Raw genomic sequence first — 14,756 nt, 5'->3', positions numbered from 1 at the left:
GACAGATGTCCGCCGGCATCGGGGCGATTTTTCAATGCGCAGCAATGTTCTTCGTCACAATCTCCTGACCGCCCTGCTGCTCGGTCCGGCGACCGCATGGCTGTTGGTGTTTTTAGTTTTGCCGTTCGTGGCGATCGCCGTTTTCAGCGTCGGCGAGCGGGCGCCGGAAGGCGGCTATCAGGCCGCTTTCACCTTGGCGCAGTATGCCAATCTTCCGGCGCGGGCGACCGCCTTCTGGAACACCATGGTGCTGGCGCCGGCCGGTGCACTGGCCTGTCTTCTCGTTGCCTATCCGGTCGCCTATTACCTCGCCTTGCGCGCGCCGGAGCGGTGGCGGCTGATCCTGCTTGCGCTTGTCGTCATCCCGTTCTGGACCAGCCTGCTGATGCGGACTTATGCCTGGATGTATGTGCTTGGCGGGCGCGGCGTCCCAGCTCTGCTGGCCTATGTCGGGATGGAGGATGTGCGGCTGATCAATACGCCGGGAGCGGTTCTGCTCGGCATCGTCTATGGTTATCTGCCGCTGATGATCCTGCCGATCTATGTCAGCCTCGAGCGGCTCGATCGCCGGCTGCTGGAGGCCTCCGCCGATCTCGGCGCGACGCCGATCTCGACATTCCTCGGCGTGACGCTGCGGCTGTCGCTGCCAGGTGTGATGACCGGCTTCTCGCTGGTCATGATCCTGTTGCTCGGCGAATATCTGATCCCAACGCTACTCGGCGGCGGCAAGGTCTTCTTCATCGGCAACGCGCTGGTCGATCTGTTCCTGCAATCGCGCAACTGGCCGTTCGGATCGGCAATCGCCATAACCCTTGTAGCGGTTTCCGTGGTCGTGCTGCTTGCCGCGAACCGCATTTCGACACGGCTTTCGGGTGCCCGCCGGGTGGACCTGATCTGATGCGTGCCTTCGTCGTTGCGGTCTTTGCCTTTCTCTACCTGCCGATCGCGCTGGTGGTGCTGTTCTCGTTCAACGCCGGCCACCACGCCAGCGAGTTCACTGGCTTCTCGGTGCAATGGTACGGCAAGGCACTGGCGAACCCGTTCCTGGTCGAAGCGCTGAAGAACAGCCTGTTAATCGCCACGACCAGCGCCTTGCTCGCGGCACTCTGCGGCACCGCGGCGGCGCTTGGCCTGGCGCGTGTCGGCGCGCGGACGCGAGCCGTCTTCGATGCGCTTTTGGGTGCTGCGATCGTCGTTCCTGGCGTCGTCATCGGCATCTCGACGCTGGTCGCGCTGGTCCAGCTATTCGGGGTGGTCAACCCGTTTGTCGCTTCGCTGTGGCCGAACGATCAGCCACCGCGCCTGGCGCTCGGCTATGGCTCGATCATCGCCGCGCACGGGCTGTTTTCGATGGCGCTGGTGGCGATGATCGTCGGCACGCGCCTCGGCAGCCTCGACCGCAATCTGGTCGAGGCTTCGAGCGATCTTTACGCCACCCCGCTGACGACGTTCCGCAGCATCGTGTTGCCGCAGATCATGCCGGCGGTGGTCGCCGGCTTCCTGCTCGCCTTCACATTCTCCTTCGACGATTTCATCGTCGCTTTTTTCGTCGCCGGCGCGCAGACGACATTGCCGATCTATGTCTTTGCCTCGATCCGGCGCGGGGTCACGCCGGAGATCAATGCCATCGCGACGATCGTGCTCGTCGCCTCCGTTCTGCTCGTGGTGCTCGCCCAATGGCAATTGCGCCAGCGAAAACCATCCCACTGAAAGACAAAAACATGATTCTGAAAGATCGCATCGCCGTGGTGACGGGCGCCGGGTCGGGGATCGGGCGTGCCGGCGCCATGATAATGGCCAGGGAAGGCGCGCTCGTGGTGATCGCCGACAGGGACCAGGCGGCGGGGGAAGCAACCGCTTCCGACATTCGTGCGTCCGGCGGTCGGGCCGAAGCCGTCGCCACCGATGTCGGCGACGATGCGGCGGTCGAGCAGCTCGTCGCAGGAACGCTGGGCCGGCATCGGCGGATCGACATCCTGCACAATCATGCCGGGATCCAGGTCGGCGGCACGCTGACCGAAGTCGGCGCCGACGGCATGGATGCCTCCTGGCGGATCAATGTGCGGGCGCAGTTCCTCGCGGCCAGGCTGGTCATGCCGTCGATGATCGCGCAAGGCGGCGGGGTGATCCTGAATACCGCCTCGAATTCGGGTGTGTTCTACGACCGCGAAATGATCGCCTACGCGACCTCAAAACATGCCGTGGTGGCGATGACCCGGCAGATGTCGCTCGACTATGCCCGGCACAATGTCCGCGTCAACGCGTTGTGCCCCGGCTGGGTCGACACGCCCTTCAACGAACCGTTTATCGCGCAGATGGGCGGGCGGGCGGCGATCGAAAACTATGTCCGCACCAAGATCCCCATGCAGCGCTGGGCCAGCGCCCAGGAAATCGCCGAAGCGATCCTGTTTCTCGTTTCCGACCGCTCGTCCTTCATGACCGGGCAGGCGTTGGTGATCGACGGCGGTGAAAGCATCGGCTGATCCGCAGCTCCCGGCGGGCGGGAGCTGAAATTCCCTTTGGCCTAACGGCCGGCGGCAAGATGTGCTTTCGTCTCAAGGAGAATGCGGCCAACATGGCTGGGCCGGGAGCAGAAATCGTCAGCGCAAAGGGAAGCTGCATAATGGCCGAGGCCTATATCTGCGACTATATCCGCACGCCGATCGGCCGCTTCGGCGGTTCGTTGTCGGCGGTGCGTGCCGACGATCTCGGCGCAATCCCGCTGAGGGCGCTGGTCGAGCGCAATCCCGGCATCGACTGGGCTGCCATCGACGACGTCGTCTATGGCTGCGCCAATCAGGCCGGTGAGGACAATCGCAATGTGGCGCGCATGGTACTGCTGCTGGCCGGCCTGCCGAAGGAGATTTCCGGCTCGACCGTCAATCGCCTCTGCGGTTCGGGCATGGATGCCGTCATCATCGCAGCGCGCGCGATCAAGGCCGGCGAGGCGGAGCTGATGATATCCGGCGGCGTCGAATCGATGTCGCGCGCACCGTTCGTGCTGCCGAAGGCCGAGACCGCGTTTTCGCGCAATGCCGAAGTTCACGATACCACGATCGGCTGGCGCTTCGTCAATCCACTGATGAAGAAGCAATACGGCGTCGATTCGATGCCGGAGACGGGCGAGAACGTGGCGGAAGAGTTCGCCGTCTCTCGCGCCGACCAGGATGCGTTTGCCGTGCGCAGCCAGGACAAGGCGGTCGCCGCACAAGCCAATGGCCGGCTGGCAAAGGAAATCACGCCGGTGACGATCGCGCAGCGCAAGGGTGACCCGATCGTCGTCTCGAAGGACGAACATCCGCGCTCGGGTACCACGATCGAGGCGCTGGCCAAATTGCCGACGCCGTTCCGGCAAGGCGGCACGGTTACGGCCGGCAACGCGTCGGGCGTTAACGATGGTGCCGGGGCGCTGATCGTCGCCTCGGAAACCGCCGTGAAAAGATACGGGTTGACGCCGATCGCCCGCATCCTCGGCGGTGCCACCGCCGGCGTGGCGCCGCGCCTCATGGGCATTGGTCCGGTGCCGGCCACGCAGAAGCTATGCGCCCGGCTCGGCCTGGAGCCGCAACAATTCGATGTCATCGAGCTCAACGAGGCCTTCGCCTCGCAAGGCATCGCCGTGCTGCGCCAACTCGGCATTGCCGAGGATGCGGAGCACGTCAACCCGAATGGCGGCGCCATCGCGCTCGGCCATCCGCTCGGCATGTCCGGGGCGCGCATCACCGGCACGGCGGCATTGGAACTGCGCGAACGCGGCGGCCGCTACGGCCTCGCGACCATGTGCATCGGTGTCGGCCAGGGCATAGCGGTGGCGCTGGAGAGATTGTGAGCGAGCAACTCCGGCCGTTCTGAAGGTGCGGCTGCGCGAATTCCCACGTCGTTCCGCCCTTCAAATTTGACCATGTGGACAAAAGCCGGGCACCGTTCCATAGTTCCTTCGCTGATATTCCAGAGAAGAGAGCCGGCTCGACACGGCGCCAATCAGAGGGGCATGCAATGGACAACGGGAAGAGCAGAATCCAATCGAAACGCGAAGGGCTTTCGCGACGCAACGTGCTGGAGCTGGGCGCGCTCGGCCTTGCGGCGGCGATGCTGCCGGGCAGCGCCTTTGCTAAGACCAAGAAGCTGAAAGTGGCGGCGATCTTCGCCACGCCGATCGAGGAGCCGTGGGACAACCAGATCCACGTCGCCCTGCAGAAGGCCGAGAAGGAACTCGGCATCGGGTACAAATGGTCGGAGAAGGTGCAGACCGCCGATTTCAGCCGTGTCATGCGCGAATATGCGCAAGGCGGCTATGAGCTGGTGCTGGGCGATGCCTTCGCCGCCGAGCGCGAATCCCGCAGGACCGCCAAGCAGTTCCCGAAGACCGCCTTCCTGTTCGGCTCCGGCGCCGGGCCGGCCGAGCCGAACTTCGGCGTTTTCGACAACTGGATTCACGAGCCGGCCTATCTGTCCGGCATGATCGCCGGAAAGATGTCGAAATCGGGCACGATCGGCGCGGTCGCGGCTATGGGCATTCCGGAAGTGAACCGGCTGGTCAACGCCTTCTTTGCCGGCGCCAGGGAGGTCAATCCCAACATCAAGAAGAAGGTCGCCTTCATCGGCTCGTTCTTCGATCCGCCAAAGGCAAAGGAAGCGGCTGTTGCCCAGATCGACGCTGGCGTCGACGTCATCTATGCCGAGCGCTTCGGCGTCATCGAAGCGGCGGCGGAGAAGAAGATCCTCGCCCTCTCCAACATGTCGGACCAGTCGAGCCTCGGTCCCGACACGGTGATCACCGGGCCGGTCTGGGACATGTATCCGACCGTCGAGCAGGCGATCAAGCTGGTCAAGGCCGGGGTCTTCACCGCGCAGGATTACGGCGATTTCTCGCGCATGGCCAAGGGCGGCTCCTACCTCGCGCCGTACCACAAATTCGACAAGACGCTGCCGGCCGAGGTCAAGGAATTGGTCGAGAGGAAGAAGGCCGAGATCCTCGACGGCAATTTCCGCGTCGACGTGGACGAGAATACGCCGGTCTCGGACTGAGTGCGCCCGCCCCTCCCCCTTGAGGGGAGGGTGGCCCGCAGGGCCGGGTGGGGTCCTCCGCGACGCGCTCCGTCTCTTAAGTCAAAAGTCGAGGCGGTTGAGGCGACCCCTCCCGCCTCGCTTCGCTCGGTACCTCCCCGCAAGGGGGAAGGGTATCCGCGCCATCTCTCACCAGGAGTGCCCTTGCCCGCCCCTCTCATCGAAATGCGCGGCATCACCAAGAGCTTCGGCGCCGTCAAGGCGAACGAGGCCGTCGATCTCAGCGTCGCGCCGGGTGAAATCCTCGGGTTGCTCGGCGAAAACGGCGCCGGCAAGACGACGCTGATGAACGTGCTGTTCGGCGCCTATGCGCCCGACGCCGGCGAGATCCTGGTGCAGGACCGGCCAGTGGCGATCAACAGCTCGGCCGATGCGCTGGCCGCCGGCATCGGCATGGTGCACCAGCATTTTCATCTCGCACCGCGACTTTCGGTGCTGGAGAACCTCTTGATCGGCATTCCCGGCAGATCGGGCCGGATCGACCGCGCCGGGGGGCTGGCGCGGCTCGCCGAGATCGGCCGCCAGCATGGGCTGGCGCTCGACCCGGACCTTCCCGTCTCGGCGCTGTCGGTCGGCGAGCAACAGCGGCTCGAAATCGTCAAGGCATTGTTTCGCGGCGCAAGGCTGCTGATCCTCGACGAGCCGACGGCGGTGCTGGCGCCAACCGAGGTCGACGGACTGTTTTCGGCGCTGCGCTCGATGGCGGCACAGGGGCTCGGCATCATCTTCATCTCGCACAAGCTCAACGAGGTGCGGGCGCTGACGCATCGCTGCGTCGTGCTCAGGCACGGGCGCGTTGCCGGCCGCGTCGATACGCCGGCCAGCACGACATCTTCGGAGATGGCGCGGCTGATGTGCGGCCACGAGATCGTGCCTCCGGCCAGGGGACCGTCGACACCGGGTCCGGCGGTGCTGACCCTCGATGGTATCTCGACATCGCATCATTCCGGCATGGCGCTGCGCGATGTGTCGCTGTCGGTACGCGGCGGCGAGATCCTCGGCATTGCCGGCGTCTCCGGCAACGGCCAGCGGGCGCTTGCCGAGGTCATCTCCGGCGTGCGAGCGCCCGATGCCGGCCGCATGACGATAGCCGGCAAAGCCGTTTCGCGGTTCTCGCCGAGCGCAGTGCAGGCGCTCGGCCTCGGCCGCATCCCGGAAGACCGCATGACGACCGGCCTGGTCACCAATCTGCCGCTTGCCGATTCGATGGTGCTGCCGCGCATCGGCACGGTGGCGTTCAGCCGCAACGGCCTGCTCAGACAGGATGCGATCCGCGCCTTCACCGAGGCGCAGATCAAGGCCTATGACATACGCTGCCCCGGACCGATGACGCGCGCCGGGGCGCTTTCCGGCGGCAATCTGCAAAAGGCGCTTCTGGCGCGCGAACTCGCCTTCGACCCAAAGGTGCTGATCGTTTCGCAGCCGACACGCGGCCTCGATATCGGCGCCGCGCGCTTCATCCACGAAAAATTCCTCGACATGCGTGCCAAGGGCTGCGGCATCATCATCATCGGTGAGGACCTGGAAGAGTTGCTGATGCTCTGCGACCGCATTGCCGTAATGTATGAGGGCCGCATCGTCGGCACGCTGGACAGCACCGATGCCAGCGTCGCCAGACTCGGGTTAATGATGACTGGGGCGGAGGGAAAAGCCTGATGTTCCGTCTCGAGACCCGCACCTCAACGCCCGCGTGGTTCAATCTGGCGCTGCCGCTGCTCGCCGTCGGCGCGACGCTGATCCTGTGCAGCGGCCTTATCGCACTGGCCGAGGCCGGCGTCGTCGAGGCTTATGGCGTGATGTTTTCGGCGTCTTTGGGCGACAGCTACGCCATCACCGAAACGCTGGTGCGTGCCGCGCCGATGATCTTCACCGGCCTTGCCGTGGCGGTCGCCTTCCGCGCCAAATTCTGGAACATCGGCGCCGAAGGGCAATTGCTGGCCGGTGCGGTGGCGAGCTGTGCCGTCGGCGCCATCCCGATGCCGGGGCCGCTCGCCATGTTGCTGATGGCGCTGGCGGGCGCCGCCGCGGGCGCGGCCGTCGCCCTGATCCCCGCCACGCTGCGGGTGAAATTCAGGGTCGATGACGTGGTCAGCTCGCTGTTGCTCAATTCGGTCATTTTCTACGCGCTGATGGCGCTGATCGAGGGCCCATGGAAGGATAGTTTCAGCGGCTACCCGATCTCGCCGCCGATCGAGGATTCAGCGAATTTCCCAGTGCTGCTCGAAGGCACGCGACTGCATCTCGGCGTCGTCGCGGCGCTGGTCGCCGCACCGGTCATCTGGTTCGTGGTCGCGCGCACGACGCTTGGTTTCCGCATCAGGGTCACCGGCGAGAACCCGGAAGCCGCGCGCTATGGCGGCATCAATGTCGAGCGGGTGCTGATTTCGACGGCGCTGCTATCAGGCGCGCTGGCCGGCCTTGCCGGCGTCGGCGAGGTCGGCGGCGTGCATTTCCAGGTGATGAGCGACATCTCGCCGGGCTATGGCTATTCCGGCATCGTCGTCGCCATGCTGGCGAGGCTCAATCCGCTCGGCGTCGTGCCGGCGGCGATCTTCCTTGCCGCCGTCATGACCGGCGCCGAGGCGATGTCGCGGGCGACCGGCGTTCCGGCCTTCCTCAGCGATGTCATCCAGGGAACGGCGCTGCTCGCCATGCTGGTGGCGCTGCTGTTCACCGCCTATCGCATCCGTCGCGTGGGAATAGCCAAATGAGCGTGGTGCTGGAGCAGATATTCCAGGTCGGCTTCCTGGCCGCCATCATCCGCATCGCCACGCCGCTTGCCTTCGCGACGCTGGGCGAGATGTTTTCCGAGCGCGCCGGCGTGCTCAATCTCGGCATCGAAGGCATCATGCTGTTGTCGGCAATGACCGGCTTCACCGCGGCGAGCCTCAGCGGCAGCCTCTGGCTTGGCGTGCTTGCGGCGGTGCTGACCGGGGCGCTGATGGGCGCCGTGCACGCGCTGTTCACGGTGGCGCTCGGCCTCAGCCAGCATGTCTGCGGCATCGGCGTGACGCTGTTCAGTTCAGGTCTTGCCTATTTCCTCTACCGGCTGATCTTCGGCCAGCAATCGGTGCCGCCGAACATCAAGGGGTTCGAGACGCTGCCGATCCCGATACTATCCGGCATTCCGGTGCTCGGGCCGGCGGTGTTCAACCAGTTTTCGCTGGTCTACATGGCGATGCTGTCTATTCCCCTGGCCGCCTTCGTGCTCTACCGCACGCCGTGGGGTCTGTCGGTTCGCATGGTCGGTGAAAACCCGCGCGCCGCCGATTCGGCAGGCGTCAGCGTCATCGCGACGCGCTCCCAGGCGGTGATCCTCGGCGGCGCCTTGATGGGGCTTGCAGGCGCCTTCCTGTCGATGGCGCAATTCAACGCTTTCACCTTCGGCGTGGTTTCCGGGCGTGGCTGGGTGGCGATCGCACTCGTCGTCTTCGGCCGCTGGGATCCATGGCGCTCGGCAGGCGCCGCACTGCTGTTCGCCTTCGTCGACGCGCTGCAATTGCGCATGCAGGCAAGTGGGCTCGGCCACATTCCTTATGAGGCGTTCCTGATGCTGCCCTTCATCTTCACCATCGTCGCCATGGCGGTGATGTCGCGCAATGCGGTGGCTCCTTCGGCACTGCTCAAGCCGTTCCGGCGCGAAGAGCGGTAGCGGCGCGCCGTCCTTCACATCGCGGTAAAGCCGTTATCCACGAACAGATGGGCGCCGTTGACGAAGCTGGCCTCGTCGCTGGCCAGGAACAGGGCTGCCCTCGCCACCTCTTCCGGCTCGCCGATCCGGCCTTGCTGCGCGGCCATTGCCGCGTCTGAAACATCGACGCCAAGTTTGTCGAGATCGGCGACCTCGCGCAGGCCATGCGGTGTCCTGATGAAGCCGGGGCAGACCGCATTGCAGCGGACGTTGCGGTCGCGGAATTCGACGGCAATGGCACGCGCGAACATGTGGCAGGCACCCTTGGTGGTGTCGTAAAGCACCTCCATCGGCGTCGCCGCCACCGCCGAGATCGACGAGGTGCAGACGATGGAACCGCCGCCGGCGGCGATCATGCCGGGCAGCACGGCGCGCGTCATCAGGAACATCGAACGCACATTGACGGCATGCAGCCAGTCCCATTCCTGCAGCGTGGTCTCCAGGAAGGGTTTGATGACGATGGTGCCGGCATGGTTGAACAGAACCGTAACCGGGCCGAATTTTTCCATCACGCCCTTCACCGCCGCTTCGACCTGCCGCTCGTCCGATACGTCGGCGACCCAGTGCTCGGCGATATGGCCGCGTTGCCTGATTGCCGCTGCGGTGGCAGCCGCCGCTTCGCCGTTGCGGTCGACGATCGCCACCTTGGCGCCCTCGGCCGCGAAAAGCTCCGAGGTCGCACCGCCCATTCCCGTCGCGCCGCCCGAAATGATGGCGACCTTGCCGGCCAGTCTTGTGCCCATGTTTTGCTCCCTGCTGCCTTGCCGTGACGTCGCGGCTTCCGCTCAAGCAGCGATGCTATCCCGCATCCATTGGATGGCCAAGGAGCCACACACACATGGACCTGACGTTTTCTGCCGTCTTCCCCGGCACGCCCAAAAGCCAGCGCTAAGCAGCAAAAACACCAATTTGTCTGCGGTTTGGGGAAAATTGTTCTAAAGATCGCACGAAAATAGCACTCGACAAAGTCTACTGATTTTATAGATTAAGCGCCGAGACGGAGGTCGATATGTCCTATAGCCAGAACGCTCAGACTGCCCGCAAAGGCCAAAGGCTGGGTTCCGACCAGGTGTGGCGGCCGGCCTATGCCGGCGCTTTCGCCTATCTCGTCTTTGCCCTTGCGTTCGTATTCACCGGGGCAGTGGTACTGGGGCTGATCCCCTGATTAGTAAGGCTCTGATCGTCGAGGCTTGCTCGGGATAGCGGCCTGCCGTTTGCAGAAATTCCGGAGTTGAATGAACCGAATGCCGGTGCGCTTTTGCGTGCCCTGATTCAACGTGATGGAGGAGATGGCAATGCCGATCGAGTTCACGCATGTTCCCGGTAAGATCCACGCTGCCGACGCCAGCTTTTTCTACGACTTTGTCGAGACCGCGACGAAGCTGTCGCTGATCGAGGATGCCGGATTCCAGAAGATCGTCATCGACGACCAGGCCGGGCTGCTGACCAATATGGACCTTGCCGCCCAGACGCTGGACCGGACCTCCTCCCTCGAGGTCGTGCTCACCCATTGGGCAGGCGTGATCGAACCAACCGTGGCGGCGCGGCAGCTCGCTGCCCTCGACGCGAGAAGCCGTGGCCGGCTGTCGCTCAGGATGCTCAGCGAGCCGCTGAACGACGACGATGCCGAGGCACGTCCGGCCGGCCATACGGTGGTCTGGCAACGCATCGACGAATATCTGGTGCTGCTGAAGCGGTTGTGGTCGAACGACAGGCCGTTCGACCATGAAGGCGCCTTTTACAGCGTCAACGGCGGCTATGTGCCGCGCAAGGGGCTGCATGGTGCCGACGTGACCATCCGCATGGGCGGACAGTCGGGCACAGCGCTCAGGGTCGCGGGCAGGCATGCGGATGTGTTCGAGCTGGCGCCCGGCTCGCTTGCAGAAATCCGACAGTCAATGGAGCGCGTGCGCGGCGCTGCCGCCGAACACGGTCGGGCCGGCAAGCTGCGTTTCGCGCTTCCCGTCCGAATCCGTTCGGCAGACAAACCTGCCGCTTCCTGCCAGAAGGCGGTCGAACTTGCCGGGCCGCCGGCGCAGGTCGCGCTGTCGCTGCTTTCCTACGCCGCTTTGGGGATCAAGGAGTTCATGATCGTCGGCGTCGACAGGCCGCGCGAGATTGCGACTGCCGGCCGCGAGGCGATCGCACTGCTGCGCAACTCACTGGCACGGCGCGAGGCGGATGCCCCTGCATCGGGGACGTTTGTGTCACGCGCGATACCGGGCCTGCGAGCCGAGTGCTGAAGAGCCGCCGTCGTCACGCACCTTGGCTGACGGATCCTACCACCATTCCGGGAAAGCCGCGTGAGCGGCCCTGGCCAGCGTCGGGATTTCCTGATCGGGAACGGAGCTGTAGGGCCAGAGCAGTCGCGGGCCGAGTGGCGCCCAGCCGCCGGCCGCCGCCATCGCCTTGTCGAGCGCTGCATCGCTGACATTGTAACGGGTGCGAAACGGTAGGACATGTGCGGCGAGGAAGGCCTGTATGCGGGCCTCGACCTCGGCAGCGGCGGCCATGTCGGTGCGGATCATCTGCCACCACTGTACCGCACCCTTCGGGTTGAGGCAGGCAACGTTGGAATAGCTGCCATGGGCTCCCCCAGCATAGCCTGTCGCCAGCGTGTGGCCGGGGACGAAGACGGAGAATCCGTCCAGTTTGTGGCGCATATCGGCATACCAGTCGGCGTCACCGCCCGGCAGTTTGGCGCCGACCAGCGACGGCACGGCCGCGCGCAGCCGGGCGATGCCTTCGAGTGTCAGGCGACGCTTGGCGTGCGGCGGGTTGTAGAGCACCAGCGGCGTTTCGGGCGCGGCCTCGCAGAGGCGGCCGACAAAACGCATGACCTCGTCGTCGCTGGGCGGCCACCAGTCGGGCAGTGTGAATTGCACCGCCGCCGGGCCAAACGCCGAGACCCGCGTCAGCCGCTCCAGTGCGACGCGCGGATTGGACTGGCTGATGCCGATCTGGAAAGGAAGGCGCGCGCCGCCGGCTGTTGCGGCGACCAGCCCACAAAGCCGGTCGAATTCGGGCTCGGTCTGGCAATGGAATTCGCAGGCCGTGCCATTGGAATAGACGCCGTCGACGCCTGACGCGCAAAGCCGCGCGATCGTCTCTTCCGTCGCCTGCCAGTCGATCGCTCCGCGATCGTCGATGGCCAGCATCACCGCGCCCCAGACGCCGCGCGGTGCGTGTGCGGGCAAGCGGGCCAGATGGTCGTCGAGGTCAGCGTGCACCGGCGATCTCGTGTTCGTGGCGGGTTTCGTTCGACGCGAAGGCAGCCTCGATAATGCCGATGATCTTGCGTGCATAGAGACCGTCGACCGGCACCGGCGTGTCGTCGGCAATGGCATCGCGCATCGCGCTCCATTCGCGCACCAGCGCGTTGTGCATCCAGTTCGGTTCGAATGAACCGGGCAACTCGGTCCAGACCGTATCGCGTCCAAGCATCGTGCCGCGATCCATGTCGATGCGCAGCGTTCCCTGCTCGCAGACCAGATCCATGGCGTAGGTGGTAGCGCCGGTGCGATAGCCGATGCTCTGCACCTGGCCGATGCCGCCGCCGGCGAAGCGCAGCCCAAGCAAGGCGCTGTCGTCTGCTTCCTGGTCATGGAACTTGGCGCCGAGCATGCCGCTCACCGACACGACATCGTCATCCATCAGCCAGACCAGGCGGTCGAGCGCGTGGATGCCGGCCGTCAACAGCATGCCGCCGCCGGTCGACTTGCGCAGATGCCAGTCGCGGCGATTGTGCTCCATCCATAGCTTGATGATCCAGCTCGATCCGATGAGCGGCCGGCCGAGCTCTCCTTGCTCCAGCTTCTGCCTGGCTGCCATGCAGGGCAGGGCGAAATGCATGAGATGGGCGACCATCAGCTTGACGCCGCTATCGGTTACGGCGGCGTTGATCGCGTCGCAGGCAGCCGCCGTCGGCGCCATCGGCTTTTCGAGCAGGATGTGCTTGCCGGCGTTTGCTGCGCCGATGGCCATTTCGGCATGGAGATGGTGCGGGGTGGCAATGAGGACCGCGTCGACCTCCTTGTCGTCCAGCAGCTTGCGCCAATCAGTGTAGCCGCAGCCGCCATATTCGGCGGTGAAGCGCTGCAGCGCATCGGCATTTCCACGAGAGGCGGCGACGAGACGAATGCCTCCCACCTCACGGATTGCCCGCGCATGGGCTGCGCCGAAATCGCCGGCGCCGATAATTCCTATCCCAATCATGATCCTGCCTTTTCATAAGCGGCGTCGATCAGAGACATCGCCGCAACATAATCCTCGATGGACACCGGCGGAGGCGCCTTTCTGGCCAGCCGGTCAAGCGTATCGCGCATGAACAGACGATAGCGCGTTGCCGGCAGTTCGACCGGCAAATCGGCAACGGCCGCATCGTCGAGCGTTGCGCAGGTGGCATGGTCGCCATGATCGATGAGGGTGGCATTGGCACTGACGATACGCCACTCGAAGTCACCGCCGGGGCGCATCGAGGCAAAGGTGTAACCGGCCTCGACGATGAACACCGCGCCGGCCTCGTCTTCCAGCACCAGCAGCGCATGGTCCTCGACCGGGCCGGGATGAATGCGGTTCGCGATCGAAACGCTTTTCAGGCCGAGCTTGCCGGTTGCGAGGCTGAGTGCCGCGTCGACGCCGTGTATGCCGAGATTCCTCAACGCACCCCCGCCGCCAACCGCCGGATCGACGACCCAGGCGACACCGTCGGCGATGTAGCGTTGCGGCGGGCCGTTGACCAGCCGGAACTGGCAATGCGCCACCGGCCCGGCGCGACCTTGCCGGCGCAGCCGTTCAAAGCCGGCAACGGCCGGCCCGAAACGGTTGGGCAGGGGAACAGCGACAAAAGCCTGGTGCTGCCTGGCAAGCTCGCGCAGCGCCATCAGTTCCCTCGTATGGCTGGCCGCCGGCTTCTCCAGGATCAGCGGTATCCCTGCCGCGATGATCGCGCGTGCCCGCGCCGGCACCCTCGAAGGGTGCCCCATCAACAGGATCGCATCCGGCGGGCTGGAGAGTATCTCCGTGAAATCTTTGATAAACGGCAGATCGTGGTGCGCGGCGAACCCATGCGCTTGGCCAGGATCCTCGTCCCAGATGCCGGCGATCTCCGCACCGTAAAAGCGTGCGGCGTCGAGGTGCATTTCGGCGTGCCAGTGGCTCGAGCCGGCGAGGGTAATCTTCATTCGAAGGCAGCAGGTTTGTTATGGGCTTGCAGGATATCCTACAAGTAGCTATACGACAAGCGGGCAGGCTAATCCGGCGGATGATGAAAGCAGTGGGATGGCGGAACTGAAGTCGATCGAACCGTTGAGCAGACCGCCGCTTCTTCACGTCACCGTGCAGGAAAGCCTCAGGGCCTATATCGAAAGCAACCAGCTCAAGGCAGGCGATCCCTTGCCGCCGGAAACGTTCCTGGCGCAGCGGCTCGGCGTCGGCCGCAACTCCGTGCGGGAAGCCATCAAGGCGCTGGAATCGATCGGCATCCTGGAGACGCGGCGCGGCATCGGCGTCTTCGTCAAGGAGTTCTCGTTCAAGCCGCTGCTGGATAACCTGGCATACGGCTTGCAGGATTCGCTGCGCGATGTCGAAGAGCTGCGCGAAATCCGCCGCGTGCTGGAAACCGGCCTCATCGCCAAGACGATCGAGATGATCAGTGCCGAGGATATCGAGGCGCTGCGCCAGTTGACCGAGCGCATGCGGCAACGTGCCGAGCGCCATGAGAGCTTCGCCGAAGAGGACCAGCAATTCCACCAGCTGCTGTTCCGCTGCCAGAACAATCACATGCTGAGCGCACTGATCGACATCTTCTGGACGGCGTTCGACAAGGCCTCGAATTTCACCAATCTCGATAATCCGACGCCGCTGGCGACATGGCGCGACCATCACGAGATCGTCGAGGCTGTCGCCGCCAAGGATGTCGACCAGGCGCGTCGGCGGCTCGACGACCATTACCGGGGGATCCAGCAGGTTATCGCCAAAAACCGAGCAAGCTGAAGAA

15 protein-coding genes are annotated in these 14,756 nt (G+C 64.6%); 11 read left to right on the top strand and 4 right to left on the bottom strand.

Going from position 1 to position 14,756, the window contains the following annotated elements; genetic code table 11:
- Nucleotides 1-34: 34 nt before the first annotated feature.
- The 8 genes from NKH89_RS07920 (at nucleotide 35) to NKH89_RS07885 (ending at nucleotide 8,719) form a co-directional block, all read left to right on the top strand.
- On the top strand, nucleotides 35-898 hold the full coding sequence (locus NKH89_RS07920; protein WP_352481004.1) for an ABC transporter permease: 864 nt from the start codon (nucleotides 35-37) through the stop codon (nucleotides 896-898).
- Nucleotides 898-1,710, top strand: coding sequence for an ABC transporter permease (locus tag NKH89_RS07915; protein WP_023721354.1), 813 nt, complete (start codon nucleotides 898-900; stop codon nucleotides 1,708-1,710). The genes NKH89_RS07920 and NKH89_RS07915 overlap by 1 nt, the downstream gene beginning before the upstream one ends.
- A gap of 11 nt (nucleotides 1,711-1,721) precedes the next feature.
- Nucleotides 1,722-2,483, top strand: a complete 762-nt coding sequence (locus NKH89_RS07910; RefSeq protein WP_023721353.1) for an SDR family NAD(P)-dependent oxidoreductase — start codon at nucleotides 1,722-1,724, stop codon at nucleotides 2,481-2,483.
- A gap of 140 nt (nucleotides 2,484-2,623) precedes the next feature.
- Nucleotides 2,624-3,829 carry a 3-oxoadipyl-CoA thiolase gene (pcaF, locus tag NKH89_RS07905; RefSeq protein WP_352908565.1) on the top strand — a complete coding sequence of 402 codons (1,206 nt, stop codon included), beginning with the start codon at nucleotides 2,624-2,626 and terminating at the stop codon, nucleotides 3,827-3,829.
- Between the two features lie 167 nt (nucleotides 3,830-3,996).
- Nucleotides 3,997-5,028 carry a BMP family protein gene (locus NKH89_RS07900; RefSeq protein WP_352908564.1) on the top strand — a complete coding sequence of 344 codons (1,032 nt, stop codon included), beginning with the start codon at nucleotides 3,997-3,999 and terminating at the stop codon, nucleotides 5,026-5,028.
- 183 nt (nucleotides 5,029-5,211) lie between these two features.
- Nucleotides 5,212-6,723: an ABC transporter ATP-binding protein gene (locus NKH89_RS07895; protein WP_352908563.1), complete on the top strand. Its 1,512-nt coding sequence runs from the start codon at nucleotides 5,212-5,214 to the stop codon at nucleotides 6,721-6,723.
- A complete protein-coding gene (locus NKH89_RS07890; protein WP_352908562.1) occupies nucleotides 6,723-7,778 on the top strand; it encodes an ABC transporter permease in 1,056 nt (351 codons plus the stop codon). Before NKH89_RS07895 ends, NKH89_RS07890 begins: the two co-directional genes overlap by 1 nt.
- A complete protein-coding gene (locus tag NKH89_RS07885) occupies nucleotides 7,775-8,719 on the top strand; it encodes an ABC transporter permease (protein WP_352480999.1) in 945 nt (314 codons plus the stop codon). The genes NKH89_RS07890 and NKH89_RS07885 overlap by 4 nt, the downstream gene beginning before the upstream one ends.
- Before the next feature lie 14 nt (nucleotides 8,720-8,733).
- On the opposite strand, the gene NKH89_RS07880 is transcribed toward NKH89_RS07885, so the two are convergent.
- On the bottom strand, nucleotides 8,734-9,501 hold the full coding sequence (locus NKH89_RS07880) for an SDR family NAD(P)-dependent oxidoreductase (protein WP_352908561.1): 768 nt from the start codon (nucleotides 9,499-9,501) through the stop codon (nucleotides 8,734-8,736).
- 266 nt (nucleotides 9,502-9,767) lie between these two features.
- On the opposite strand from NKH89_RS07880, the gene NKH89_RS07875 reads away from it, so the two are divergent.
- Nucleotides 9,768-9,923 carry a hypothetical protein gene (locus NKH89_RS07875; protein ID WP_023678176.1) on the top strand — a complete coding sequence of 52 codons (156 nt, stop codon included), beginning with the start codon at nucleotides 9,768-9,770 and terminating at the stop codon, nucleotides 9,921-9,923.
- Between the two features lie 130 nt (nucleotides 9,924-10,053).
- The gene (locus NKH89_RS07870) at nucleotides 10,054-11,001 is read left to right on the top strand and encodes an LLM class flavin-dependent oxidoreductase (RefSeq protein WP_023721346.1); all 948 of its coding nucleotides are present in this window, start codon (nucleotides 10,054-10,056) and stop codon (nucleotides 10,999-11,001) included.
- A 36-nt stretch (nucleotides 11,002-11,037) separates the two neighbouring features.
- Here NKH89_RS07870 and NKH89_RS07865 read toward each other — a convergent pair whose 3' ends face one another.
- From NKH89_RS07865 to NKH89_RS07855, 3 genes are read right to left on the bottom strand one after another with little or no spacing between them, the layout of a single operon-like run.
- Nucleotides 11,038-11,988, bottom strand: a complete 951-nt coding sequence (locus NKH89_RS07865) for a dihydrodipicolinate synthase family protein (protein ID WP_280940428.1) — start codon at nucleotides 11,986-11,988, stop codon at nucleotides 11,038-11,040.
- Nucleotides 11,978-12,973 (bottom strand): Gfo/Idh/MocA family protein, encoded by a 996-nt coding sequence (locus NKH89_RS07860; RefSeq protein WP_023721344.1) that lies wholly within the window; start codon nucleotides 12,971-12,973, stop codon nucleotides 11,978-11,980. The genes NKH89_RS07865 and NKH89_RS07860 overlap by 11 nt, the downstream gene beginning before the upstream one ends.
- Nucleotides 12,970-13,941, bottom strand: coding sequence for a Gfo/Idh/MocA family protein (locus tag NKH89_RS07855; protein ID WP_352480996.1), 972 nt, complete (start codon nucleotides 13,939-13,941; stop codon nucleotides 12,970-12,972). Before NKH89_RS07855 ends, NKH89_RS07860 begins: the two co-directional genes overlap by 4 nt.
- Nucleotides 13,942-14,038: 97 nt before the next feature.
- Here NKH89_RS07855 and NKH89_RS07850 point away from each other — a divergent pair, with 97 nt between their 5' ends.
- Nucleotides 14,039-14,752 (top strand): FadR/GntR family transcriptional regulator, encoded by a 714-nt coding sequence (locus tag NKH89_RS07850; protein WP_031194640.1) that lies wholly within the window; start codon nucleotides 14,039-14,041, stop codon nucleotides 14,750-14,752.
- Nucleotides 14,753-14,756 lie beyond the last annotated feature (4 nt).

The sequence above is a fragment of the Mesorhizobium sp. M0923 genome, from assembly GCF_040319365.1.
Classification (GTDB): domain Bacteria; phylum Pseudomonadota; class Alphaproteobacteria; order Rhizobiales; family Rhizobiaceae; genus Mesorhizobium.
This window is presented reverse-complemented; position numbering and strand designations above follow the sequence as displayed.